We start from the raw sequence: 25,710 nt of genomic DNA, 5'->3' as shown, positions 1-25,710 counted from the left end.
AGGGAGTATGCACATGGGGCACTTTTCCGCCGAGAACAAGCAGGAATACATAGACAAACTGATGGCGGAGGTTAAGAAGCATCTTCCGGAGCAGCAGCTCGATACGGCGGAAATCTTTACTCGCAAGTTTTTTTCGGTCACCGGTTTTGATGACCTGATGGGGTTTGATAAAGCGGATATTGTCGGTAGTACCCTGAGTTTCTGGAAGCTCTATCAGAATAAACCCGATGCAGGAGCTCGGATTGAGGTTTTCAATCCGGAGTATGAGCATCATGGCTGGCACTCAAACCATACTGTTATTCAGTTATTTGTGACCGATAAGCCCTTTCTGGTTGACTCGGTTCGAATGCGCTTGAATGAGCGCGGCTCTACCATTCACTTCCTGCAAAACAAGGTACTGGATGTCAAGCGAACCGCGAAAGGGAGGTTACAGGAGATTGCGGGTCCAGGGAGCGGTAACAAAGAAGCTTTGATGTACCTGGAAATTGATCGGATTGATAGCGAAGAAGCGCTTGAGACCCTGCGTCATGAACTGACGGCGGTACTGGAAGATGTTGCTCTGGTCGTGGAAAGCTACCCACCTATAGGTAAAGAGGTGGAAGGGCTGATAAAACGTATCGAAAAAGAGCCCAAAGAAGATGTTGCTGAGACCCAGGCTTTTTTGCGGTGGCTGCTGGATAATAATTTTACCTTTCTGGGTTATGAAATCCTGGATGTGATATCCGACTCAGAGGCCAGTTGCCCCATACTTAAACCGGAAAAACGTCTGGGCTTATTCACCAGCGAAGCTTACAGCGACTACAGCAAGCGGCTAAGTCGGCATTGTTACGACGTTGGTAATGTAGAAATTCTCTCATTTTCAAAATCTCCGGTACGTTCCAGTGTCCATCGTCCAGCTTACCCCGACTGCATTCTGGTGCGCTTGACCGATGCTAAAGGGGAGTTAAAGCAAGAGGCTCGTCTGCTTGGGCTCTATACCTCGCCGGTCTATACCCAGAGCCCTGAGCACATCCCCTATTTGCGAGAGAAGGCCGATTGTGTCAGCCAGCAAAGTGGCCTTGACCCTTCCAGCCATCATGGCAAAGAGCTACAACAGATTCTGGATACCTTTCCTCGTGATGAGTTGTTTCAAACTCCGACCCAGGAACTGTTCGACACCGTCTCCGAAATACTCCAGATTCAGGAGCGGCGCCAGATCAAACTCTTTATTCGCATCGATCGCACTCGCCAATTTGCCAGCTGTCTGGTGTATGTTCCAAGAGATGTCTACAGCACTGACTTTCGAGAAATTTGCCAGAATATTCTGGTTAGAGGCCTGAACGCACAGGATTCCGAATTTACGACCTATTTTTCTGAATCGGTGCTGTGTCGGGTGCAGTTTAATTTGCGTCTCGATCCTGATCAGGAAACCAGTTTTAACCGTGAACTATTGCACGAGGAGATCGTGCAGGCTTCCCAGAGCTGGGAAGATGAGCTTAAGCATGCGGTGCTTGAAGCCAAGGGTGAGGTGAGTGGTAATCATCTGGTGTCCCGATATGGGGCTGGGTTCCCGGCCAGCTATAAGGAACGCTTTGGCGCTCGAACGGCCGTTGTTGATATAGAGCACCTGGATCAACTATCCGCTGATAATGAGTTGTCGATGAGCTTTTATCAGTCCATTGATGAACTCGAAGGCCATCTTCATTTCAAGGTGTATCATTACGGAACCACCTTGCCGCTGTCTGACCTGATCCCTATGCTGGAAAACCTTGGGCTCAAGGTAATCGGTGAGTTCCCCTATGTCGTGAAGCGCCTGGGCAAGGAGCGAATCTGGATCCACGATTTTGTGCTGGATTATGGTGCCCGGTCGGTTGATGTGCAGAAGATCAACCGTATTTTTCAGGAAGCATTCAAACAGATCTGGCTTGGCAATGCTGAGAATGATCGCTTCAATCGCCTGGTTCTGGCTGCGCACCTCGACTGGCGCCAGGTAGCGATGCTCAGGGGATATGCACGGTACCTGAAGCAAATACGTTTTGGTTTGAGTCAGGCCTATATTGCTGAAACCCTGACCAGTCATGTGAAGATCACGCAAACCATCACTAAACTGTTTGATGTACGCTTTAATCCCGATCGTGATTTATCCCTGGAGCAACGGGAAGCGCAATTAGAATCTCTACAGGATGAGGTACTGAAGGCGCTGGATGATGTCAGTGTGCTCAATGAGGATCGAATTCTAAGACGCTATCTGGATCTGATCAGTGCCAGCCTGCGTACCAATTTCTATCAACGTAACGCCGATAATCAACCCAAAAGCTATATCAGCTACAAGTTTGCTCCTCGGCAGATCCCTCAAATCCCATTGCCTGCACCGATGTTTGAAATCTTTGTCTATTCCCCCCAGGTAGAAGGTGTTCACCTGCGCGGTGGCAAGGTTGCCAGAGGAGGGCTGCGTTGGTCCGATCGTCAGGAAGATTTTCGCACCGAGGTGTTGGGGCTGGTTAAGGCACAACAGGTCAAGAATGCGGTAATTGTCCCGGTAGGGGCTAAAGGTGGCTTTGTGCCCAAGCGTTTGCCCGACACGGGTGACCGTGAAGCCTTTATGGCAGAGGGTATTTCGTCTTATCGCACCTTTATCAGGGCGTTGCTGGATATTACCGACAATCTGGTTGAAGGCGGGGTTGTGCATCCGGACCGGGTCACTCGATACGATGAAGATGACCCCTATCTGGTCGTGGCTGCGGATAAGGGAACGGCGACCTTCTCTGATATTGCCAATGAACTGGCCGTCGAATACGGATTCTGGCTTGGGGATGCTTTCGCCTCGGGAGGAAGTGCTGGTTACGATCACAAGAAAATGGGTATTACGGCCCGTGGTGCCTGGGTATCGGTACAACGTCACTTCCGTGAAGCTGGTATCGATGTACAGAAAGAGAGTGTTTCTGTGCTGGGTATTGGTGATATGGCCGGTGACGTCTTTGGTAACGGTATGCTGTTGTCAAAAAAACTGGCAGTCGTGGCGGCGTTTAACCATATGCACATCTTTATTGACCCCGAGCCAGATGTGGCTGCTAGCTGGAAAGAGCGCAAACGGCTGTTTGACCTGCCTCGCTCCAGTTGGGCAGATTACAACGAGAAACTGATTTCAAAGGGCGGCGGGGTGTTTTCACGGGCGGCCAAATCGGTAGTCGTTAGCCCGGAAATGCAAAATCGTTTCAGTATTAACGAGTCACGCATGACCCCGACCGAGCTGATGACGGCCTTGCTCAAGTCTCCGGTGGATCTGATCTGGAATGGTGGTATCGGAACCTACATAAAAGCCAAAAGTGAAAGCCATTCGGATGTGGGAGACAAGGCCAATGATGTATTGCGCGTCAATGGCCATGACCTGAGTTGTCGAGTAATTGGTGAAGGCGGCAATCTGGGGGTGACCCAGCTGGGACGTGTTGAATTTTGCCTCAAAGAAGGGGCCTCTAACACCGACTTTATCGATAATGCCGGCGGCGTAGACTGCTCGGACCATGAGGTTAACATCAAGGTGCTGCTGAACGAGGTGGTCAGCAATGGGGATATGACTCCCAAACAGCGTAATAGCTTGTTGGAAAAGATGACTGACGAGGTTGCCGAACTGGTTTTGGAGAATAACTATCGCCAGGTCCAGGCGATCTCGTTGGCCGAGTCCGAGGCCAAGTATAAAATGGACGAATACCGACGCTTTATTGGCCACTTGGAGGCTGAGGGCAAGCTGGACCGGGCGATAGAATACCTGCCCGATGATGATGGTTTGAGTGAGCGCTTGGCGTCGGGCAAGGGGCTCACCAGGCCGGAGCTGTCGCTGCTGATTTCCTACAGTAAGGCAGACCTTAAAGAGGAGTTGCTGGCTTCCAATGTTCCCGACGATGAATATCTGGCGCGGGAGGCTAATACGGCATTTCCACAAACCTTGATCAAGAAGTACGGGGATTTGATTGACTCCCACCGACTACGGCGGGAAATCGTTTCCACCCAGATTGCTAATCATATGATCAATATGATGGGTATCACCTTTGTGCACAAACTCAGTCAGTCCACGGGTGCGCCTTCATCGGATATTGCACGGGCGTTTGTGGTGGCTCGTGATGTTTTTGGTATGAGTGATTATTTTGAGCAAATCGAGGCCCTGGATCATAAGGTGCCCAGCTCGGTTCAGCTCAAAATGATGGTTGAGCTGATCAAGCTAACCCAGCGTGCAACTCGCTGGTTTATTCGAATGAAGCGTAATGATTTGGTCGCTGCAGAAGCCGTTGTTCATTATGGTGCCAAGGTTAAGGAATTTATCTCGCTGTTTAGCAAACTGCTTAATGACAATCAGCGTGAGCAATGGGATACGGAAAAGGCCCAGCTGACTGATGTTGGCGTTCCAGACTCATTGGCTGGCGTGGTTGTCGGTAAGCGTTATCTGTCAGGCAGCCTTTCTATCACTCATGCGGCCGATCAGACCGGGCATTCCCTGGATATTGTTGCTCGCTTGTTCTTTGCTTTAGGGGATCGCTTGAACATTAACTGGTTTGCTCAGGAATTGGGAAATCTTGATACGACCAACCAATGGCAATCCATGGCGCGTGAGAGCATTCGAGATGAGCTGAATTGGCAGTTACGGGCGCTAACCGTGGCGATTCTTAAGGGCGCCGAAGGGACCGTGGATGTCGAGCAGCAGTTACAGAACTGGCTGGAGGCCAATACATCCCTCGTACAGCGTTGGGATGCTATGCTGACCGATCTCCGGAGCCAGGGAAGTTGTGAACTAGCTATGTTCACGGTAGCAAACCGTGAACTGGTTGATCTGGTACAGAGCAGCCATTAACAAAGGTTGTGACAGGGCCCTGATTGTAGGGGGGGCTTGGATGTGTGAGTTGTAAATGGTTAGATGATCAGGTGTTCCGGTCAAGGTTTGGGCGGGGCACTTGGTAATGCATAGAGCAGGCAGTACGTATAAAGGCAATGCAAAGTATTAGGGTAGATATTTCGATTTCGGCGCAGCAATACCTGGCTCATTATTCCGGCTCGGTTCGCAATGTGCAGGCCCGTTCCCAGGATGGTCGATTGATCCGCTTTCCCAGTGAGATCCTGCGACCGTTTGTGACGCGTAACGGTATTGAAGGTTGCTTCTGTATCGAGTTTGACGATGAAGGTCGGTTTCAACGGATATCTCGTGTCTAGCAAGCCGTTTATATCGCCTCGGTGACAATGCAGAGCAGCAATCAAAAGCCTGCCAGACCATTTTTTAACGCGGTCAGGGCTTAACGGTGCCTGATACTGGTTTTTGTCCAGGAAGATCGCGCCCGTCTCCAGATCTGGGTGCTTGCTTCAACACAAAGAAAGCCAGGGTTCGCTCGACTTGGTAATAGGAATCCTAGATTGGCTGCCCTTTTTGGGTGAGCTGAGTATAATTGCGCCGTTACCTAACAGTAGGAATGGTCATGTACTCTATTGCTCGTCGACTTCTTTTCTCTTTTGATCCCGAAGTAGCTCATGAATTGGGGCTGGATGTTATGGGTGCGGCAAACCGACTTGGCCTGAGCGGTTTGCTAGGCGGTAAAGTATCGCCCCGGCCGTGCAAGGTGATGGGAATAGATTTTCAGAATCCCGTTGGCCTGGCCGCCGGGCTCGATAAAAATGGTGACTGCATTGACGGTCTTGGTGCGCTGGGTTTTGGTTTTCTGGAGTTGGGAACCGTAACGCCCAGGCCTCAGCCCGGTAACCCGAAGCCTCGTATGTTCCGCTTGCCGGAGAAGCAGGGCATCATTAACCGTATGGGTTTTAATAACAAAGGTGTCGATCATCTGGTGGCTAATGTCCAGCGAGCCCGTTATCAGGGGGTTATCGGTATCAATATCGGGAAGAACTTTGATACTCCGGTGGAAGAAGCCAGTAACGATTATCTCACCTGTTTTGACAAGGTCTACCCGCATGCCGATTACATTGCGGCTAATATCTCCTCGCCTAATACCCCAGGCCTGAGAAGCTTGCAGCATGGTGACGTTTTTCGTGAGCTTCTTGAGCGGCTTAAAGAGGCTCAGCACAGACAGCACCAGGCGACAGGGCGTTATGTGCCGATAGCGATCAAGATTGCCCCTGATATGGAAGAGGAAGAGTTGCGCGCTTTGGCTAATGTGCTTCTTGAACAGGAGATGGATGGTGTTATTGCTACCAATACCACCCTTGATCGCACACTGGTTGAAGGGCTTGAGCATGCCGATGAAGCCGGAGGGCTAAGTGGTGATCCCGTCAGGGAACGCTCGACTGAAACCATCCGTTTATTGGCGTCTGAACTCTCTGGCAAATTACCTATTATCGGGGTCGGGGGGATCAGTGATGCGGTTTCTGCTGCCGAGAAGATTGCCGCGGGTGCCAGTCTGGTGCAAATATATTCGGGCTTTATCTATCGAGGTCCGGACCTGATCGCGGAAGCATCAGAGGCTGTAGCGGCAGAGCTGGGTTAAGAGTACGGCTTGAAACTCTGCTGTAACAAAGGTCGTACCAAAGAAAGCAAATACCCCAGGTACGAAAAAGGAGCCCTTAGGGGCCCCTTTTTTATGATTCTTGACGAAAGAGCCTGGAGTTAGTGCAAATCCGCTACCCGGTGTACGCCAGAGACGCCGGTTAAGCCATCCCAGTTATCAGAGCGGCCTTCCCGCCAACCCGTTAACCAGGCTTGTCGCATTTCCAGCGCGTCATGAGGACACTGGTCTCTGGATTTTCCGGTCACACCGGTGTTGTATCCTTTTACAAATGCACGTTCCGTTTTATCTCTTTTCTGTCTTTTCATGGTTGTTTGGGCCTCAGCTTATGAATGTAAGAACTGCTTCAACGCCGGGTATTGTTATAGGTATCTACAAAGCAACGACAAACAATACCGGTATGCCTCCAGGGGAGGGCTTTTTACAACACAGAAAATCAGGCATCCAGAATGGGGGAAGGGAAAGAAGTACTAAATGTCGCTGGATGCGCCCATCGCCTCCTTAGTTCGATGGTTTGCTGTAACCTTTATGTGTTAAAGGCTGCAATACCTTTCTATCGCAAAGCGTTGTGCCTTGTCGAGAATCGATTAAGAATAAATTGTAAAGATCTTATTCAAAGGTGAATTCATAAGTTAGAGTGCTTGGATATAAAAGCCTTCTAACTTGTTGAAATTAAAAGGTAGATACGAGCTTTAATCGCAGTTGCTTGATATCCCCGAGGAGTTGGTCCTGTACATCGTAATCGCTATCGATAGCAGTGTACTCGATACTGACACCGGTACTTTCATTGAGATCGATCCCATTAGTCAGGGGCTTCGACAGGTCTCGGACGCTGTGCATCTCGGGCATTGTGGACATATTGAGTGTTGACGGAATGCTAAGATCCAGAGTGTCGGCGTTAAGCTGAGTGGAGGTAAGCAAAAGCGTTGTCAGGGTAATACTGAGCGATACTTTGTTCATAAATACCGTCTCCCTTTCGTCTGGTGGTGCGGTGTGCGTTTAACTTGGGACTATAGTAGCCAAATATTGATCAAAAAATGCGCTGAAAGTCTCAGTAATGAAACCGCCAAACCGTACTGTTAACTTTTGTATCGGAATTGTGACGTAATTCGCTCTGTTTGATGTCAGTATTTCGTTGTCGCCCCCACGGCGACTCTGGTTTATCATGCGCCCTTTTCTACAGGTAGCCCCAATGAAACAAGTTCTGGACCTATTTGCTTCGTGCCCTAAAGGCTTGGAAGCGCAACTGATGCTGGAACTGGAGTCATTCGGGGCTCAGGCGCTGAAAGAGACGGTAGCCGGTGTCTCTTTTCAAGGCGATGTCGAAGTGGCATACCGCTGCTGTTTATGGTCGCGTCTGGCCAACCGAATTCTACTGCGCCTGGCTCGCTTTCCGGTCGATAGCGGGGATGACCTATACCGGGGAGTCCAGTCGGTTGACTGGTTAGAGCATTTGGCACCCACCGGTTCGCTTCGTATTGACTGTAAAGGGGAAGCCAAAGGCATCAATAACAGCCACTTCGGCGCATTGAAAGCCAAGGATGCAATTGTTGATCGAGTGCGAGATCAAACCGGCGAACGTCCAACCGTCGATCGAAAAAAACCGGACATTAGAATCAATTTGTTGCTCTCAAAGGGGCAGGGAACCCTGTCGATAGACCTGTCAGGGCACAGTTTGCACCAGCGGGGTTACCGTAAAGAGGCCGGAGTTGCTCCCTTAAAGGAGAACCTTGCGGCTGCGGTTTTGTACCGAGCGGGCTGGCCGGATCTGTCAAACCGGGGTGCCAGTTTGGTCGACCCCATGTGCGGTTCTGCGACTCTGTTGATCGAAGCTGCCCTGATCGCTACCGATACGGCACCGGGGCTGGCCCGCGAACGCTTTGGTTTTCATGGCTGGCAGGGTCATGTGTCGGCGCTGTGGAAACGTTTATTGAAAGAGGCTGTAGATCGTCGAACCAGGGGTATAGAGGAATGTAAGGCTCGAAATATCCTGATTTCAGGATTTGAGGCCGATGTCGCTGTTTTACAGCGAGCGGGTAACAATTTGCAGCGTGCTGGCGTTGAACAGCTAGTGACATTAGAGCGTGCCGAGCTGGCGAGTCTGAAACGTCCCTCTGGGGCTAGTGAGCAGGGCTTGCTGGTGACCAATCCTCCTTACGGGGAGCGCCTTGGGGATGAGGCCAGCCTGTTATACCTGTACCAGTATTTAGGTCGCATCATGCGCGAGCAGTTTGTTGGATGGCAGGGCGCGCTGCTTACCGGTAATCCTGAGCTGGGCAAGCGGATGGGCATACGAGCGAGAAAGCAGTACAAGTATTTCAATGGCGCGTTGCCGACTCGCTTATTGATGTTTGATATCGATAGTCAATGGTTTGTGGGGGGGGAGGAAAGATCCTCTGAGGGCAAACCTGCGCCAGCGGCGAAGCTTAATGATAATGCTCAAATGGTGGCCAATCGTTTACGCAAGAATCGTCGTCAACTCGGTAAGTGGGTGCGCCGTGAACAACTGGATTGTTATCGTGTGTACGATGCGGATATGCCCGAGTTCTCCGCCGCCATCGACATCTATGGTGATTGGGTTTGTGTGCAGGAGTACCAGGCGCCGAAATCGATTGACCCTGAAAAAGCTACCCAGCGCTTACGTGATTTGCTCTCGGCCATTCCCGAGGCGCTGGAAATTGATCCGGCCAAAGTGGTGCTGAAAGAGCGCAAGCGGCAAAGTGGTAGCGAGCAATACCAGCGCCGTGATCGTCAGGGTCAGCAACTGGAAGTGAGCGAATACGATTGCCGGCTGCTGGTTAATCTCACCGATTATCTGGATACCGGCCTATTCCTTGATCACCGGCCTATCCGCCGGCGCATTGCCGAGGAAGCGCAGGGGAAACGGTTTCTGAATCTGTTTTGTTACACCGGTGCGGTAACCGTGCATGCCGCTCGCGGCGGAGCGGTGCAATCAACCAGTGTTGATCTGTCGACTACTTACCTGGATTGGGCACGAAAAAACCTTTCACTCAATGGCTTCAGCGATAATCATGAGCTGGTTCGGGCTGATTGCATGGAATGGATGCGAAACAACAAAGCCACCTACGACCTGATGTTTATCGACCCGCCCACATTTTCCAACTCCAAGCGGATGGAAGGCGTGTTTGATGTGCAGCGTGACCATGTCGAGTTGCTGGACCTGGCCATGAATTCCCTGTCTGCCGATGGGGTGCTCTACTTTTCCAATAACTTTCGCCGCTTCCAGCTCGATGCCGAGCTAGAGCAGCGTTATGCAGTGGAAGAGATCAGTCCGCAAACTCTGGATCCGGATTTTACCCGGAATGCAAAAATTCATCGCTGCTGGAAAATAACTCACCGCTAGTCGACTGTTGGCTACTTCAGGCGCCGGGTAATACCGGCTTCTGCAATGATGCGGGTCGATATCTCTTCGACCGAGAAGTGGGTCGTGTTGATGCAGGAAATACGTTCCTTGTTGAGCAGCCTTTCCACCTCGGCCACCTCCAGCTGGCATTGGCGCGGTGATGAATAGCGGCTATTGGGGCGTCGTTCGCTGCGGATAGCAATGAGTCGCTCGGGTTCAATTGTCAGACCGAACAGCTTGTCGCGAAAGGGTAACAGGGCGGAGGGCAATTTGAAGTCTTCCATGTCCTCTTCTGTGATGGGGTAGTTGGCCGCTCGAATGCCAAATTGCAGGGCCAGGTAGAGGCAGGTCGGGGTTTTACCGCAACGGGAAACCCCGATCAATATGATATCTGCCTTGTCATAGTGACGGGTTCTGGCGCCGTCATCGTTATCCAGGGCAAAGTGGACGGCATCCATCCGTTTCGAGTACTGGGTATTGGCATCAATCTTCCGCTTCTTTCCGATGGCGTGGGAAGAATGGATCTGTAGCTCTTTTTCCAGCGGTCCAAGGAAGGTAGCAAAGATGTCCTGATGACGCGCGTTGGCCTTGGAGACAATTTCACTGATCTTTTCGTCGATGATCGTGCTGAAAACAAGAGGGGTTATATCTTGCTGCGCCGCGCTCTCATTGATCTGTTCAACCACGGCGGTGGCTTTTTCTGGTGTGTCTATGTAAGGCAGGGTTTCGCGATCAAACTCTACGTGATCAAACTGGGCGAGCAGACTTTGACCAAATGACTCCGCCGTGATGCCAGTGCCGTCGGAGATAAAATACACATGTCGTTTCATTTGCTACCTCAGTAAGCCTGATACATTCAAGAGCGTCATGGTAGGTAAAATGGGCAGCATCTACAAAGGTTAAGGTCGCTTGGCGAAGATTTCTTTTGACGCTCTGCTGTGCGGGGTGAAATTCCTGAATCATCAGGTATACTCAGGCGCCTGCAGTGGTCGACTACCCGCAGTAACCTGTGGTGACCACACTATCTGCACATCATGGGAGATCCCGCCTTGACCGATTATGTACTAGCTTTGCAGACTGTTGGTGCCAACGACGTAGAAATCGTCGGTGGCAAGAATGCTTCTCTGGGAGAGATGATCAGTAACCTGTCGAATGCGGGGGTCAGTGTCCCCGGCGGTTTTGCCACGACAGCAGATGCTTACCGTGAATTTCTCGAAAATAGTGGGCTTAACCAACGTATCCATGATCTGCTCGACGAGCTGGATGTTGAAGACGTAAATGCACTGGCTGATGCCGGAGCCAAAATTCGCAGTTGGATCATGGACCAGCCGTTTCAGCCCGAGCTGGAACAGGCCATCCAAACCGCTTTCAGCGCGTTGCAAGACGGGAATGACAACCTGGCCGTAGCGGTTCGCTCCTCGGCCACCGCGGAAGACCTGCCCGATGCCTCCTTTGCCGGTCAGCAGGAAACTTTCCTTAATATTCGCGGCTTCGACAATGTGATTCACGCGGTCAAGGAGGTGTTTGCCTCCCTGTTCAATGACCGTGCGATTGCCTATCGCGTTCACCAGGGCTTCGACCATCGATTGGTGGCGTTGTCTGCGGGTATTCAGCGTATGGTTCGCAGTGAAACCGGGGCGGCTGGCGTACTCTTTACCCTTGATACCGAATCGGGTTTCCGGGACGTGGTCTTTATTACCGGCGCCTACGGCTTGGGCGAGACGGTAGTGCAGGGGGCCGTTAACCCGGATGAGTTCTATGTTCATAAACCCACATTGGAAGCGAAGCGTCCAGCCATTTTACGGCGTAATCTGGGCAGCAAAGCGATCAAGATGGTGTATGGCGCTGAGGCCTGTGCCGGGCGCTCCGTTGACACCGTCGATGTTGATGAAGCCGATCGACTGCGTTTTTGCATCACCGATGCCGAAGTGGAAGAGTTGTCTCGCCAGGCTCTGATCATCGAACGTCATTACGGCCGGCCAATGGATGTGGAATGGGCTCGCGATGGCGATGATGGTCAGCTCTATATTGTTCAGGCGCGTCCGGAAACCGTTAAAAGTCGCAGCCATGCGGCCACCATGGAGCGTTATCTGCTAAAAGAGCGCGGCTCTGTGCTGGTCGAGGGACGTAGCATTGGTCAGCGCATCGGCAGTGGTCCGGTTAAGATTATCAATGATTTGAGCCAGATGGACCGAGTGCAGCCGGGAGATGTTCTGGTCACTGATATGACGGATCCTGACTGGGAACCGATCATGAAGCGCGCTTCAGCAATCGTCACCGATCGCGGTGGGCGTACCTGCCATGCGGCTATTATCGCCCGAGAGCTGGGCATCCCGGCGGTGGTTGGTTGCGGCGATGCGACTGACAAGCTGTCTGATGGACAACCGGTCACGGTGTCCTGTGCCGAGGGTGACACTGGTCTGATTTATGAGGGACAACTGTCCTTTGATATACGCAAAAACAGTGTCGATTCGATGCCCGAGTTGCCCTTCAAAATTATGATGAATGTGGGCAACCCGGACCGCGCCTTTGATTTTCAGGCGATACCCAATGAAGGGGTCGGTTTGGCGCGATTGGAATTCATTATCAACCGTATGATTGGCGTGCACCCCAAGGCTTTGCTCAACTACGAAGCGTTGCCCGCCGACATCAAAGCGAATGTAGATAGTCGAATTGCAGGATACCCCGACCCTGTCGAATTCTACGTTGAAAAGCTGGTAGAGGGTGTTTCGACCATTGCCGCGGCCTTTGCGCCCAAGAAAGTCATCGTTCGTCTCTCTGACTTTAAATCCAATGAGTACGCTAATTTGGTGGGTGGTCGCCTGTACGAGCCGGAAGAGGAAAATCCGATGCTCGGATTCCGCGGCGCTTCTCGTTATATCTCTGACAGCTTCCGCGATTGCTTCGCACTCGAATGTCGTGCCATGAAACGGGTTCGTGACGAGATGGGGTTAACCAATGTTGAACTGATGGTGCCCTTTGTACGCACGGTCGGTGAGGCCAAACGCGTTGTCGAACTGCTGGAAGAGCAGGGTCTGAAGCGTGGTGAGAACGGCTTGCGCCTGATCATGATGTGCGAGCTGCCCGCTAACGCCTTACTGGCCGAGCAATTCCTGGAATATTTCGATGGCTTCTCCATCGGTTCCAATGATATGACCCAGCTGACTCTGGGCCTCGATCGGGATTCCGGCATCATCGCCCATCTGTTTGATGAGCGTAACGAAGCCGTAAAAGCCCTGTTGGCCAATGCCATCGCTGCCTGCAAGAAAGCAGATAAATACATTGGAATTTGCGGGCAGGGTCCTTCGGATCACCCCGACCTGGCCAAGTGGTTGATGGAGCAGGGAATCGATACGGTATCCCTGAATCCGGATTCGGTGATGGAAACCTGGTTCTATCTGGCGGACAAAGAATTAGCTTGAGTCGGTTTCGCGCCGTCTTGAGCGGGTGACCGCTCGAGACGGCAGCAGCCCCATTACTTTTTAGGAGATATAGAGTGCAGTACGTAACCCCCGATTTGTGCGATGCCTACCCGGAATTGATTGAAGCTGCGGATCCTATTTTTACCAACTATGGCGGTAAGCGCTCCTTTGGTGGCCAGATCGTTACCGTGAAATGTTTCGAAGACAATTCCAAGGTCAAACAGCTGGTTGATACCGATGGTCAGGGTAAGGTGATGGTCGTAGATGCCGGTGGTTCTATGCGCCGGGCTTGCCTGGGTGACATGCTGGCGGAAAAAGCCGCTGCTAACGGCTGGCAGGGTATTATCATGTATGGCTGCATTCGCGATGTTGATGTGATCGCGGAGACGGATATTGGTGTGCAAGCGCTCGGTGTTCATCCCATGAAAACCGACAAGCGGGATATCGGTGATGTGGATATTCCGGTCACTTTCGCCGGTTTGACCTTCTGCCCGGGAGACTACCTCTACGCCGACAATAACGGCATTGTGGTTTCGCCTGAACCCTTGACGATGCCGGAGTAACAGGGCTTGAGTGTGCCTGGTTGCTTCATATGGCAACCAGGCTCGAGAGGCAAGCTAGCCAATGCTAATCGCTGGCAGCACGGGTGCCTCGAGTGTCATTTTTTCCGTTGGGGCCATGACCTGGGCTTCGCCACTGACCACGGTTTTTCCGTCCTGGTTGACCACTTGGGTTATGAAAGTCACCTGGTGGCGCCGCTCCTTTTTTTCTTTCACTTCAAGCTGAACGGTTAAGCGATCTCCGAGCTTGACCGGACGCTGAAATTTCAGATTTTGTCCCAGATAGACAGTACCCGGTCCGGGCATAACGTTAGCAAGGGCGGCTGAAATCAGGGAGCCGGACCAGGCGCCGTGGGCAATTCGCTCCCCAAACTGGGTCGTGCTGGCAAACTCCGGATCCAGGTGCAGGGGATTAACATCGCCAGAAACTGCGGCAAAGAGGACCAGATCCCGTTCTTCCAGGGTGCGCTCGAAAGTGGCGCTGGAGCCGATCTCCAGTTCCTCAAAGGTGTAGTTAGTTAGCGTCTTCACGTTATAGGCTCCTGTGGCAGATAGCGGCGGTTGCAGTAATCAAGTGGATGGCGTTGAAGCTTGCTTTGAATCTTCCAGCGTTGTGCCAATCCATTGCAGCAGTTCGTTAATGACTTCGTCCCGGTTAGACTCGTTGAGGAGTTCATGACGAGCCTCTTCATAGAGTTTCAGTGACACCCGGTCTCTTTGATCGCTGTTTAAGGCTTTGAATAGATCGGGTAGTCCGTTGGGGGCGCTGACCGGGTCGCGACTTCCTCCAATAACATGCAAGGGAATGTTGGGTACATTGGCCAGTTGGGCGGGATCGGTAATCTCCAGTAGACCTCCCAGCATGTCGATCCAGAGTTGTGCACTGCAGGGAAAACCGCACAGAGGGTCAGCGATGTAGCGATCCACCTGATCCGGATCCCTCGATAGCCAGTCAAACTCCGTCCGGTTGGGTTTAAAGGCCCGATTGAAAGCGCCGAATCCGAGTCGGTCCATCACCTTGCTGGGGGCGGATGGCCCCAGGCGCCACCTTTCGATACGGGCAATCATCCTGGCCAGCCTGTAAAGAGCAGGCGAGCCATAATTGGAGCCAGAAAGCACACAGCCAGCGAGGGGCAGCGGGTTTCGCATCAGATAGCCCAGGCTGATATAGGAGCCCATGCTGTGACCCAGCAGAATCAACGGCAAGTCAGGGAACTGCCGTTGAGCCCATTGATGAACCTGTCTCAAATCATCGCAGACCCGTTCCCAGCCATCACTGTCGCAGAAATGCCCTTGAGGCTGAGCCGCCAGACCATGGCCGCGGTGGTCATGAGTGATGACAACAAACCCGGCACCCTGAAGTTCTGCGGCCAAGGCCGCATAACGCTGGCTGTGTTCGGCCATGCCATGGGTGATTTGAATGACTCCCTTGGGGTTGCTCGGAGGGTCCCATGAAAATACTGGAATACTGTGTTGATCGGTGGCGTTCAATGAGGTTGCGTGCCAGGTCATGGAGTGTCCTTGGATGGGGAGATGGAGTGAATCCTATGACTGCTTTTTACGCGAACGTGCTGAAAAAATCATCCTTATGGTTGAATTTGACCATGGCCTGCTTGTAAAGGAGCCTAATTGGGCTATTAGCTGATGCTGAAAACTGGTAACCTTCGGGCCGGTAAATCTCAAGTGCCATTGGCCAGTCAGTACTAACGTTTTGCTGTTTTATGCGGATAGCAGCAAGCCTCTGGAGCCAATATTAGAGCACGAAAACAATAACGATCGAGTTGGTTAGGAGAGCGGAGTATGAGTCAAAACTTCTGGACGGATAAGTACCCTGAAGGGATTGCCCCGGAGATCAGTACAGATCCCTACCGGTCTATCATCGATGTGCTCGATGAGTCGTGCCGAAAGTATGCAGACAAGCCTGCCTTCACCAATATGGGCAAGACCATCAGCTACCAGGAGTTATACGAACTCAGTGGCAATTTTGCTGCTTACCTGCAAAATCACACCGAGCTGAAGCCCGGCGATCGTATCGCTGTCCAGATGCCGAACCTGATTCAGTTTCCAATTGCGGTATTTGGCGCTATGCGTGCCGGTATGGTGGTGGTCAATACCAACCCCCTGTATACCGCGCGTGAGATGGAGCACCAGTTCAACGATTCCGGAGCCAAGGCTCTGGTCGTGCTGGCCAATATGGCGGCATTGGCGGAAGAGGTGATTCCCAAAACGGGTATCAAGCATGTGATAGTTACTGAGGTTGGCGATATGCAGCCAACCTTCAAACGTATCCTGGTCAATACTGTCGTCAAACACGTCAAGAAAATGGTTCCTGCCTTTTCCCTGAAACAGGCCGTGCCTTTTACCCGTGTTATGAAGCAGGGTGCCGAAGTCACGTTTACACCCGTGACGACTGACTTTGAAGATGTGGCCGTACTTCAGTATACCGGTGGCACAACTGGCGTGGCCAAGGGCGCCATGCTGACTCATCGCAACATCGTGTCCAATATGGTGCAGGCCAAGGCCTTGATGGGCAGTGAGATGGAAGATGGCGAGCTGGCGGTTGCACCGTTGCCCTTGTACCACATCTACGCGTTTACCTTCCATTGCATGGTGATGATGATCACCGGTGGTCACAACCTGCTGATCACCAATCCTCGGGATCTGCCCGCGTTTGTGAAAGAGCTCAATAACTACAAGTTCAGTATATTTGTTGGCCTTAACACATTGTTTGTCGGTTTGTGCAATAACGCCAATTTCCGCCAGCTTGATTTCTCTTCCCTCAAGGCGACCTTCTCGGGTGGCATGGCCTTGCAGCTGGCGACAGCAGACACTTGGCATAAGGTTACTGGCTGTGAAATTTTTGAAGGATTTGGTATGACGGAGACCTCTCCCATTGCCACCATCAACCCTCAGACAGCCAATCAGGTGGGTACTATAGGTATTCCGGTACCCTCCACCGAATTGAAACTGATTGATGAGGAGGGCAATGATGTCGCTTTTGGTGGCGTTGGCGAGCTCTGCGTGCGTGGTCCTCAGGTAATGAAAGGTTACTGGCAGCGTCCGGAAGCCACGGCTGAAACCATCACAGAAGATGGTTGGTTAAAAACCGGTGATATCGCTACCATTCAGGAAGATGGTTACGTCAAGATCGTTGACCGCAAAAAGGATATGATTGTCGTTTCCGGTTTCAACGTTTATCCGAACGAGCTGGAAGATGTATTGGCCAAGCACCCCGACGTGACCCAGTGTGCTGCTATTGGTGTACCGGATGACAAAACCGGTGAGGCGATCAAGGTGTTTGCGGTCTCAACCAATCCCCAGCTGGATAAAGACGCTATCATTGCCTATTTCCGTGAAAACGTGACCGGTTATAAAGTGCCACGTCAGGTTGAATTCCGCGATGAGCTGCCAACCACCAATGTGGGTAAGATTCTTCGTCGCGAATTGCGTGATGAGGAGCTGAGCAAAATCAAAGCCGCCAGTTAAGCCTGGCATCACCGATTATCGTCGGTGGTCCGCTTTTGTTAGAATGCCCCGCCAATTTGCGGGGCATTTTTTATTGTTGAGGGTGAAGTGAGAAAGACGGCAACAGAGCTGCAAGCAATGTTGGAATCGGCGATGTTGATTGATCGTCATCCGCTACGGCGTCAGCTGCATCAGTACCGGCGTGAAAAGAAAGCCATCCCTGCGCGCTGGCACCAACGGCTCGAACGCTCTTTGGACTTGGCGGCTCGTCGTAAAGCGGCACTGCCTCAACCAGAGTTTGACCTTAGCTTGCCGGTCAGCCAGCGCTGGCAAGAGATTGCCGAGGCGATAGAAAAGCATCAGGTAGTGGTGGTGGCGGGAGAAACCGGTTCGGGCAAAACAACCCAGCTGCCTAAAATTTGCCTGGCCCTGGGAAGAGGTGTTGAGGGACTTATTGGTCATACTCAGCCTAGACGCATAGCCGCACGTTCGGTTGCTAGTCGAATCGCCGATGAGTTGGGTTGTGAGCTTGGCGAAAGCGTCGGTTATCAGGTTCGCTTTAATGATCAAGTCAGTGACTGCAGTCATGTCAAGTTGATGACCGACGGCATCCTGCTCGCTGAAATACAGAATGACCGTTTCCTGAATCGTTACGATACGCTGATCATCGATGAGGCTCACGAGCGCAGCCTCAATATCGACTTTTTGCTCGGTTACCTGAGTACCCTGTTACCGAAACGCCCCGATCTGAAAGTGATCATTACCTCGGCCACTATCGATGTGGAGCGCTTTTCCAAACACTTTGGTCAGGCTCCCATTATCGAAGTGTCGGGCCGGACCTATCCGGTGGAGGTGCTATATCGTCCCCTGCAAGAAGAGGGGGATCAGGATAGCGATCTTCAGCAGGGCATTTCGGCCGTGTTGGAGGAGATCGAGCAGTGCGAGCGAAGTGAAGGCCAGTCTCCCGGCGATGTGCTGGTATTTTTGAGCGGAGAGCGGGAAATAAGGGATACCGCCAAGGCCTTACGGCACCTCGAACTTCGACATACCGAGGTGGTGCCACTGTATGCCCGGCTCAGTGCGGCTGAACAGGCGCGCATTTTTCAGCCGCATAAAGGTCGCCGGGTCATTCTCTCAACCAACGTTGCCGAAACGTCTTTGACGGTGCCCGGTATTGTTTATGTGATCGACACAGGTTTTGCTCGTATCAGCCGTTATAGCTACCGTTCCAAGGTGCAGCGGCTACCGATTGAGCCCATTTCCCAGGCCAGTGCCAATCAGCGCAAAGGGCGTTGTGGTCGGGTGCGATCGGGGATCTGTTATCGCCTGTACGATGAGCAGGACTTTCTGACACGCCCGGAATTTACCGATCCGGAGATTTTACGGACCAATCTGGCATCGGTCATTCTGCAGATGCTGAAACTGGGCTTGGGGGATATTGAAGCCTTTCCCTTTGTCGACCCTCCTGATAGCCGCTTTATACGTGACGGTTTTAATTTGCTCCAGGAGCTGGGAGCGGTGACTCGTCAGCGTCAAATAACGCCCTTGGGCAAACAGCTAAGTCGCCTGCCCGTAGACCCCAGAATTGCACGAATGGTGGTTGAGTCGGCGCGCCAAGGATCGCTGGACGAAATACTGGTGATCGCAGCTGCCTTGAGTGTGCAAGACCCGCGTGAGCGTCCTGCCGATAAGCAGCAACATGCGGATCAGTTGCACCGGGAATACCAGCATGATGAGTCGGATTTTTTGACACTCTTGAATCTCTGGAATCTCTATGAGGAGCAGCGGCAGGAATTAACCCAGGGTCAGCTAAGAAAGTACTGTAAACGACGCATGCTGAATTTTCAGCGCATGCGGGAGTGGCGCGACCTGCATCGGCAACTGTTGCTGTCAGTGAAAGAGCTTAACTTTAAGCTGCGCCACAGTGATGAACCAGCCAGCTATCAGGCGGTTCATAGCGCGTTGTTATCCGGCTTGCTGAGCCATATAGGAACCCGAGGAGAAGAGTCAGAATACCTGGGAGCCCGAAATCGAAAATTTCACCTGTTTCCCGGCTCGGTGCTGTTTAAAAAACGTCCAAAATGGGTGCTGAGTGCCGAATTGGTTGAAACGTCCCGTTTGTACGCGCGCATCAATGCAGCATTCGACCCCGCCTGGCTCGAATCCTTGGCGCAGCATCTCTTGAAGCGAAACTATTTTGAGCCCCACTGGCAGAAGAAAAGAGGTCAGGTTATGGGGTTCGAGCAAGTACTGCTCTATGGCCTGATCATTGTCCCCCGACGGCGCATCGATTACAGCAAGGTCGATGCTGTGGTAGCGCGGGAGATTTTTATCCGCAGTGCTCTGGTGGAAGGCTTGTTTGTTACCAAGGCGGGATTCTTTACTCATAACCTTGGTTTGTTGCAGGAGATCGATCAGCTGGAGGCCAAGTCTCGCCGCCGGGATATCCTGGTTGACGAGGAAACCCTGTACCGATTCTACGATGAGCGCATTCCAGACGACACCTGTGATGCGCGCAGTTTCGAGAGCTGGCGCAAGAAACTGGAAAAAGACAAGCCCCGGGCGCTCTATTTGACCCGCGAATATCTGATGCAACACGATGCTGCGCAGATCACCGAGGCCCAGTATCCAGACCATCTGGAGCTGGAGGGTATGCGCTTGCCACTCAGTTATCACTTTGCCCCGGGTGAACTGGATGATGGGGTGACGGTGGAAGTACCCGTGGGACTCTTGCCTCGGTTACCCCGATTCAGGCTGGAATGGTTGGTGCCTGGGATGCTCAGGGAGAAGCTCACGGCTCAGCTCAGAGCTCTGCCCAAACAGCAACGAAAGAATTTCGTTCCGATTCCGGATTACGTCAATGCGCTTATGGAGGCATTGGTGGTTGAGGATCGCCCCTTAGCGGAGGCGATGGCCGATAGCTTGCGAAAAATGAGTGGAGTGCGCATCGACGCCAATGCCTGGGTGGATAGTCCGCTCGATGATCATCATCGGTTCAATATTCGTGTGCTTGATGATGAGGGCGTTCTGGGGCAGGGCAGAGACCTTTTGGCGCTACAAAAGCGCTATTCCCGGCAAGCCAGTGATAGTGTCAGCCAAGGTGAAGAGGGGGGGATTGAACGAAGTGGCTTAACTCGTTGGGATTTTGGTGATTTACCCAAAGAACTGACCCGCCAACAAAGCGGGGTAACCATCAAGGCCTGGCCGTCTTTGGTGGAAGAGGGTGCCCAGGTTGCGATGCGGCTTTGCCCCAATGCTGACATTGCTACAGCGAAAACCAGAAAGGGCGTGGGCCGCTTGTTGCGATTGGCTCTGAGCCGTCAAATCAAGGATGCTCAACCCCACCTGAAAGGCTTCGAGCAGAGCGCCTTGCAAGCGGTCACCATGGTCAATAAAGCCGAGTTGAAGGATGACCTATGGCTGGCAAGTATTGACCGCTGTTTACTGGAAGGGGTTGATTTGCCCCGAGATGAGGAAGGGTTTGACAGGTTATTGGATCGACGAGGTGAGCTGCTGGATGTGGCCCTTGAATACGATGACCTGTTGTCAGAAATAATGCAGCGCAGCCATCGCATACAAAAGCAGCTTAAGGGGAAAATTTCCTTTGATCTTGCTATGTCCTTGGCGGATCTCAAGCAACAACTGGCACGCCTTATCTATCCGGGCTTTATGCGCGATACCCCCTGGCACTGGTTACAGCAATACCCGCGCTATCTGGATGCCATGCTGTATCGTCTCGATAAAATGGGTGCGGTGATTCATCGGGATCGTGCCAGTGCAGAAGAAGTGGCCAGTTTGTGGCAGCAATATGAGCAGCGCAGTCGCCAGTATGATGAGCGACATATGCTGGTTGAACCCTTGCAAGAATATCGCTGGATGCTGGAGGAGTATCGAGTGTCGCTCTTTGCCCAACCCTTGAAAACCCGCTACCCGGTTTCGGCCAAACGGCTGCGCAAGTTGTGGCAAGATTTACCGATACCATGACTCTGCACTACGTCACTAAAGCACTACAAAAAGTCTGCCGGGGCCTATTCGCGCTGTGTTATGATCGCTTTCTTAAATGATCAAGAGCCATGAAGCGCCGGGTTGTAAACCTGTGATTGAGCGCGATCCATGATGGCTAACGGCATTCAGCGAACGCGAGACAAAGGGGAGTGATTTTGACAGACGTAGTAATAAGCGGCACTGGACTATACACACCATCTGAATCCATCAGTAATGAAGAGTTGGTGGAAGCTTTTAATGCCTATGTCAATCGGTTCAATGAAACCCACCAGGCCGAGATTGAAGCTGGAGAAGTCGAGCCAATGGCGGAATCGAGTGCCCCCTTCATTGAGAAGGCTTCCGGTATTCGCAGCCGCTTTGTTATGAATAAATCTGGCATTCTGGATATTTCCAGAATGTGCCCCTCGCTGCCCGAGCGCAGCAATGACGAAGATTCCATTCAGTGCGAAATGGCCGTTAAGGCGGCCCGTGAAGCCCTGGATCGTGCCGGCCGAACGGCGGCTGACGTGGATGCGATTATTTGTGCTGCCTCCAACATGCAGCGAGCCTATCCTGCCATGGCAGTGGAGATCCAAAATGCCCTGGGTGCCGGCGGATTTGCCTATGACATGAACGTAGCCTGCTCATCCGCTACCTTTGGTTTGCAAGCTGCGGTTGACGCCGTTCGAGGCGGCTCAGCAAAGGTGGTGTTGATGGTCAACCCGGAGATCTGTTCCGGTCATCTGAACTTTGCCGATCGGGATAGCCACTTTATCTTCGGCGATGTCTGCACGGCGGTACTGGTCGAGAAGAAAGCGACAGCGGTTTCGGTGCATCAGTTTGAAATCCTTGGTACCAAATTACAGACTCAGTATTCCAACAATATCCGCAATAACTTTGGCTTTTTGAACCGGGCTGATGAATCCGGAGTCGGCGCAGAGGACAAGCTTTTCGTACAAAATGGACGCAAGGTTTTTAAAGAGGTCTGCCCGATGGTTGCGGATCAGATCTCTGCCCATATTGAAGAGTTGGATGTACCGGTAGCAGGTGTCAAACGCCTTTGGTTGCACCAGGCCAATATCAACATGAATAACCTGGTTGCTCGTAAGGTGCTTGGGCGTGATCCCGAGCCCGAAGAGGCTCCTATTATTCTGGACGAATACGCCAATACCAGCTCTGCCGGTTCCATTATTGCGTTTCACAAATACCAGGATGATATGAAGGCCGGAGAGCAGGGGGTTATCTGTTCGTTTGGTGCGGGATATTCAATCGGAAGCGCTGTATTACGAAAACTTTGAAAGCCGATTAGGGGCGGGGTCACAGCGGGTTTCTCTGGCAGCTCCTGTCTTTTGGGCGTTGGGTTGAAGCATTAGGTTTGTCATGGATGATTTATCAGGAAGAAGTATGTTCAGGGTTTTAGGTGCATTTGGATTGGTGGTTTTGCTGTTATTCCCAGGGGCCGCAACGGCTGAGGGGGTGGATGACCCTGATCCCTGGGAACCGATGAATCGGAAAATATTTCAGTTCAATGAGGGCTTTGATAAATATCTGCTAAAGCCTGTTGCTGAGGGCTATGTGGCCGGAGTCCCTGAGCCAATGAGAGGTTTGGCCAGTACCTTTTACTCCACCAGTTTCGCGCCGGCCGATGGTGTAAACCTGATTCTGCAAGGTGAACCGGTACGTGGCATCCAGCAGATTTCCCGCTTCTTGATCAACTGTGTTCTCGGTATGCTTTGTACCGTTGATGTGGCGGATTCCTTTGGTATACAAGCTGAGAGTTCCAATCTGGGCACAACGCTGGGTAAGTGGGGTGTGGCAGATGGACCCTATCTAGTAGTGCCATTCCTGGGCCCCCACACATTACGTGATGCTGCAACGATATACCCCTCATCGTTGATGTGGACCGTGAATTATGTGGAACCCTGGCAGCGTCGAACGGTGTTGCAAGCTGGTATGGTGGTAGAGAAACGAGCCAGCCTGCTAAAGGCAGAAGAGCTGATTATCGGGGATAAATACAGCTTTATCCGGGATGCTTATTTGCAAACCCGACAATTTGAAATCACCGGTGAAGAACCGGAAGATGATTTCTGAGGGTAGCTGACCATAAAAAAGCCCGACGGAATGTCGGGCTTTTTTATGGGGCGAGCTTATTTGATGCGCTCTATGGTTAGTGCAATGCTGAAACGATCTTCAGCTTGCTCGTGGCTTCGAACGACTCGGGCTTCGGCACAAAAATCCGGAAATTCCGGGCGTTCTGAAGGAATCGTGATAATCAGTTGCTCACCATCAGGTATCGCCTCAGATGCTTCAAGCAACACCCCCGAACTGCTCAGATTGCTACAACGCACTGACATTGATTCGCCGCTTGATCGAGTGATCTGGGCTGTTGAATCAATCTGCATGCGCATAAAATCTCTTTTTTCGCTGTACCGCCTGTCTGACATCGCCATGGCTCCCCCCTGGTCAACTTGTCATAATGGTCACAAGTTTTATACCCCCCATATATAGTTATTTCAACGTTACAAGAAACAAAATATAGGGTTTATGCGTAATTGATCTCAAACTACCGACACTCTTGCCTCACAATCTATAAGGGAGTAAGGTTTCAAACCTTACCGTGCGGATGGAAACCGGCTTTCAGCTCGTGTTCCAACCTGCGGTGGTCAAATTTTGGAGCTGTCGCCTGGGCAGCCAAATTGGTCTATATCTTACTGATATATGAAGTGCCCGCTTAAATGGCTTAACTAGAGGTGGCTTGAAAAGGCTATGGCTCCCGCAGGCAAAAGGCTGCTTGTTATTGACGATGAAACGGCTGTTCGCGAAAGCATTGCAGCCCATCTCGAAGGCAGCGGATTTACAGTTTTTCAGGCCGAGAATGGACATACTGGCCTGGAGCTTATAAAGCAACAACGCCCCGAAGTTGTTATATGCGATCTGCGTATGCCTCATATGGCTGGGCTGTCACTGCTTAATGCCATTAAGGATGCTGCGCCCGATACCCCGGTGATTGTGGTGTCTGGTGCGAGCGCCACGAGTGATGTGGTTGAAGCCCTTCGCCTGGGGGCCAGCGATTACCTTATTAAACCGATTACTGATCTTGAGGTTCTTGAGCATTCGGTGCTCCGCGCCTTTGAGCAATTACAGTTACAGCGTGACAACCTGGCCTACCGGGAGAGCCTTGAAGCAGCGATAAAAAGCCTGCAACAAAGCCTGGCTGAATTGCAGGAAGACCAGCGTGCCGGTCGTCAGGTGCAGCAAAAGCTGCTGCCCCAGTCCCCTCAAGAGGTAGCTGGTTTTCGCTTTGAGTATTATATTTGTCCTTCTCTCTATTTAAGCGGTGATTTTGTCGATATTATCCCGCTCGACGAACATCGTTTTGGTTTTTATCTGGCCGATGTTTCCGGTCATGGCGCTTCTTCTGCTTTTGTCACTATTTTATTGAAACATATGACATTCCGGCTTCGCAGAGAATATCGCGACAGGGGCGGTGATATTCCTGTTCGGCCCTCGGAGATTCTCGATTCACTGAATCGAGGCTTGCTGAATACTGACCTTGGCAAGCATGTGACTATGTTTGGTGGGGTGATCGATACTCGAGAGAATCGTATGACCTATTCGGTAGGTGGGCACTTTCCTCTGCCCATCATTGCTACTGCAGATGGCGTAAAATTCTTGTCTGGCAGCGGTTTACCTGTCGGCATATTCGACCATGCGGAGTATGATGATCATGAGTTGTCTCTGCCGGAGGAGTTTACCCTGGTAGCCTTTTCGGATGGTATTCTCGACCGATTGTCTGACGAAAGCCTTGAAGAAAAGGAAAAAGCCCTTCTATCGACGATTTCAGAGAATCGCAAGTTAGATGGGATCAAGAGTGCATTCGGGCTGGATAACCTGAAGGAATCCCCCGATGATATCGCCGTATTGGTGTTAAGCAGGAACCGGTAATGAACGCAGGAAAAATTCAGGCGGCAGGTGAGCAGGGAAACTATGTGCTCAAGTTCACCGGCGATGTACGTCTGACCTTATGTAACTCTCTGGACCACTTCCTGGAGGAGATGTTTGCAGACAGCGATTTTCACTCCGTCGTTATCGATCTGACCCAGACCGAGGGTATCGATAGTACTTCACTGGGCTTGTTGGCAAAGCTGTCAGTCCAGGCAAAAAAACGCTTTGATTATATTCCCAGCATTATTTCTACCAATCCGGATATTACCCGCATCCTCCTGAGTATGGGATTCGACAGGGTGTTTAATATCGAGGAAAGCCCGCGCCAGCTGGATAATTCATTGCAGGAAATTGTTTGCGAGACATGCTCTGAACAGGTAGTAAAGGAGCATGTGCTTGATGCCCATCGAACATTGATGGATCTGAATGAAAAGAATCGAGAAGCCTTTGGGGATCTGGTGAAGGGCTTGGAAAACAAATAAAAATAAGGG

Annotated in this window: 18 protein-coding genes; 12 read left to right on the top strand and 6 right to left on the bottom strand. The window is 51.8% G+C overall.

The window, feature by feature from the left end; all coding sequences use genetic code 11:
* Positions 1–13: 13 nt before the first annotated feature.
* The 3 genes from MIB40_RS02270 (at position 14) to MIB40_RS02260 (ending at position 6,461) form a co-directional block, all read left to right on the top strand.
* Positions 14–4,822, top strand: a complete 4,809-nt coding sequence (locus MIB40_RS02270; RefSeq protein WP_249690291.1) for an NAD-glutamate dehydrogenase — start codon at positions 14–16, stop codon at positions 4,820–4,822.
* 137 nt (positions 4,823–4,959) lie between these two features.
* Entirely contained in the window at positions 4,960–5,178 is a 219-nt protein-coding gene (locus MIB40_RS02265) for a DUF2835 domain-containing protein (RefSeq protein WP_249690289.1), read from the top strand.
* A gap of 260 nt (positions 5,179–5,438) precedes the next feature.
* Complete coding sequence (locus tag MIB40_RS02260) at positions 5,439–6,461, top strand: quinone-dependent dihydroorotate dehydrogenase (protein ID WP_249690287.1); 1,023 nt, start codon at positions 5,439–5,441, stop codon at positions 6,459–6,461.
* A gap of 119 nt (positions 6,462–6,580) precedes the next feature.
* Here the strand turns inward: MIB40_RS02260 and rmf are convergent, their stop codons facing one another.
* Together rmf and MIB40_RS02250 are read right to left on the bottom strand one after the other, a co-directional pair.
* Positions 6,581–6,787: a ribosome modulation factor gene (rmf, locus tag MIB40_RS02255; RefSeq protein ID WP_249690285.1), complete on the bottom strand. Its 207-nt coding sequence runs from the start codon at positions 6,785–6,787 to the stop codon at positions 6,581–6,583.
* A 364-nt stretch (positions 6,788–7,151) separates the two neighbouring features.
* Positions 7,152–7,439, bottom strand: coding sequence for a hypothetical protein (locus tag MIB40_RS02250; protein WP_249690283.1), 288 nt, complete (start codon positions 7,437–7,439; stop codon positions 7,152–7,154).
* Between the two features lie 232 nt (positions 7,440–7,671).
* On the opposite strand from MIB40_RS02250, the gene rlmKL reads away from it, so the two are divergent.
* Positions 7,672–9,843 carry a bifunctional 23S rRNA (guanine(2069)-N(7))-methyltransferase RlmK/23S rRNA (guanine(2445)-N(2))-methyltransferase RlmL gene (gene rlmKL / locus MIB40_RS02245; RefSeq protein WP_249690281.1) on the top strand — a complete coding sequence of 724 codons (2,172 nt, stop codon included), beginning with the start codon at positions 7,672–7,674 and terminating at the stop codon, positions 9,841–9,843.
* A gap of 11 nt (positions 9,844–9,854) precedes the next feature.
* On the opposite strand, the gene ppsR is transcribed toward rlmKL, so the two are convergent.
* Positions 9,855–10,673, bottom strand: coding sequence for a posphoenolpyruvate synthetase regulatory kinase/phosphorylase PpsR (gene ppsR / locus MIB40_RS02240; protein ID WP_249690278.1), 819 nt, complete (start codon positions 10,671–10,673; stop codon positions 9,855–9,857).
* 219 nt (positions 10,674–10,892) lie between these two features.
* Between ppsR and ppsA the strand changes: the two genes are divergently transcribed.
* Positions 10,893–13,265, top strand: coding sequence for a phosphoenolpyruvate synthase (gene ppsA / locus MIB40_RS02235; RefSeq protein ID WP_249690276.1), 2,373 nt, complete (start codon positions 10,893–10,895; stop codon positions 13,263–13,265).
* A 74-nt stretch (positions 13,266–13,339) separates the two neighbouring features.
* Complete coding sequence (gene rraA, locus MIB40_RS02230; RefSeq protein ID WP_249690274.1) at positions 13,340–13,828, top strand: ribonuclease E activity regulator RraA; 489 nt, start codon at positions 13,340–13,342, stop codon at positions 13,826–13,828.
* Positions 13,829–13,882: 54 nt separating this feature from the next.
* Here rraA and MIB40_RS02225 read toward each other — a convergent pair whose 3' ends face one another.
* Both MIB40_RS02225 and MIB40_RS02220 read right to left on the bottom strand, forming a co-directional pair.
* Positions 13,883–14,356 (bottom strand): MaoC/PaaZ C-terminal domain-containing protein, encoded by a 474-nt coding sequence (locus tag MIB40_RS02225; protein ID WP_249690273.1) that lies wholly within the window; start codon positions 14,354–14,356, stop codon positions 13,883–13,885.
* Positions 14,357–14,395: 39 nt separating this feature from the next.
* A complete protein-coding gene (locus tag MIB40_RS02220) occupies positions 14,396–15,337 on the bottom strand; it encodes an alpha/beta hydrolase (RefSeq protein ID WP_249690271.1) in 942 nt (313 codons plus the stop codon).
* A 288-nt stretch (positions 15,338–15,625) separates the two neighbouring features.
* Here MIB40_RS02220 and MIB40_RS02215 point away from each other — a divergent pair, with 288 nt between their 5' ends.
* The 4 genes from MIB40_RS02215 to MIB40_RS02200 all read left to right on the top strand — a co-directional run bounded on the left by MIB40_RS02215 (position 15,626) and on the right by MIB40_RS02200 (position 23,365).
* On the top strand, positions 15,626–17,311 hold the full coding sequence (locus MIB40_RS02215) for an AMP-binding protein (RefSeq protein ID WP_249690269.1): 1,686 nt from the start codon (positions 15,626–15,628) through the stop codon (positions 17,309–17,311).
* 87 nt (positions 17,312–17,398) lie between these two features.
* Positions 17,399–21,274 (top strand): ATP-dependent RNA helicase HrpA, encoded by a 3,876-nt coding sequence (gene hrpA, locus MIB40_RS02210; RefSeq protein WP_249690267.1) that lies wholly within the window; start codon positions 17,399–17,401, stop codon positions 21,272–21,274.
* Positions 21,275–21,450: 176 nt separating this feature from the next.
* On the top strand, positions 21,451–22,572 hold the full coding sequence (locus MIB40_RS02205; protein WP_249690265.1) for a beta-ketoacyl-ACP synthase III: 1,122 nt from the start codon (positions 21,451–21,453) through the stop codon (positions 22,570–22,572).
* Positions 22,573–22,678: 106 nt separating this feature from the next.
* Positions 22,679–23,365: an MlaA family lipoprotein gene (locus MIB40_RS02200; RefSeq protein ID WP_249690263.1), complete on the top strand. Its 687-nt coding sequence runs from the start codon at positions 22,679–22,681 to the stop codon at positions 23,363–23,365.
* A gap of 56 nt (positions 23,366–23,421) precedes the next feature.
* On the opposite strand, the gene MIB40_RS02195 is transcribed toward MIB40_RS02200, so the two are convergent.
* Positions 23,422–23,718: a PilZ domain-containing protein gene (locus MIB40_RS02195; protein WP_264758427.1), complete on the bottom strand. Its 297-nt coding sequence runs from the start codon at positions 23,716–23,718 to the stop codon at positions 23,422–23,424.
* A 322-nt stretch (positions 23,719–24,040) separates the two neighbouring features.
* On the opposite strand from MIB40_RS02195, the gene MIB40_RS02190 reads away from it, so the two are divergent.
* Positions 24,041–25,219, top strand: a complete 1,179-nt coding sequence (locus MIB40_RS02190; RefSeq protein ID WP_249690259.1) for a SpoIIE family protein phosphatase — start codon at positions 24,041–24,043, stop codon at positions 25,217–25,219.
* On the top strand, positions 25,219–25,701 hold the full coding sequence (locus MIB40_RS02185; protein WP_249690258.1) for an STAS domain-containing protein: 483 nt from the start codon (positions 25,219–25,221) through the stop codon (positions 25,699–25,701). Before MIB40_RS02190 ends, MIB40_RS02185 begins: the two co-directional genes overlap by 1 nt.
* Positions 25,702–25,710 lie beyond the last annotated feature (9 nt).

This window comes from Aestuariirhabdus haliotis, assembly GCF_023509475.1.
Lineage (GTDB): Bacteria > Pseudomonadota > Gammaproteobacteria > Pseudomonadales > Aestuariirhabdaceae > Aestuariirhabdus > Aestuariirhabdus haliotis.
This window is presented reverse-complemented; position numbering and strand designations above follow the sequence as displayed.

Excerpts from the sequence above, each read along its gene's own strand:
- MIB40_RS02190 (WP_249690259.1), top strand. The coding sequence starts at position 24,041 with ATGGCTCCCGCAGGCAAAAGGCTGCTTGTTATTGACGATGAAACGGCT.
- MIB40_RS02270 (WP_249690291.1), top strand. The coding sequence starts at position 14 with ATGGGGCACTTTTCCGCCGAGAACAAGCAGGAATACATAGACAAACTG.
- MIB40_RS02195 (WP_264758427.1), bottom strand. The coding sequence starts at position 23,718 with ATGTCAGACAGGCGGTACAGCGAAAAAAGAGATTTTATGCGCATGCAG.
- MIB40_RS02250 (WP_249690283.1), bottom strand. The coding sequence starts at position 7,439 with ATGAACAAAGTATCGCTCAGTATTACCCTGACAACGCTTTTGCTTACC.
- MIB40_RS02215 (WP_249690269.1), top strand. The coding sequence starts at position 15,626 with ATGAGTCAAAACTTCTGGACGGATAAGTACCCTGAAGGGATTGCCCCG.
- MIB40_RS02260 (WP_249690287.1), top strand. The coding sequence starts at position 5,439 with ATGTACTCTATTGCTCGTCGACTTCTTTTCTCTTTTGATCCCGAAGTA.
- MIB40_RS02185 (WP_249690258.1), top strand. The coding sequence starts at position 25,219 with ATGAACGCAGGAAAAATTCAGGCGGCAGGTGAGCAGGGAAACTATGTG.
- rlmKL (WP_249690281.1), top strand. The coding sequence starts at position 7,672 with ATGAAACAAGTTCTGGACCTATTTGCTTCGTGCCCTAAAGGCTTGGAA.
- MIB40_RS02220 (WP_249690271.1), bottom strand. The coding sequence starts at position 15,337 with ATGACCTGGCACGCAACCTCATTGAACGCCACCGATCAACACAGTATT.
- MIB40_RS02265 (WP_249690289.1), top strand. The coding sequence starts at position 4,960 with ATGCAAAGTATTAGGGTAGATATTTCGATTTCGGCGCAGCAATACCTG.
- rmf (WP_249690285.1), bottom strand. The coding sequence starts at position 6,787 with ATGAAAAGACAGAAAAGAGATAAAACGGAACGTGCATTTGTAAAAGGA.
- ppsR (WP_249690278.1), bottom strand. The coding sequence starts at position 10,673 with ATGAAACGACATGTGTATTTTATCTCCGACGGCACTGGCATCACGGCG.
- MIB40_RS02200 (WP_249690263.1), top strand. The coding sequence starts at position 22,679 with ATGTTCAGGGTTTTAGGTGCATTTGGATTGGTGGTTTTGCTGTTATTC.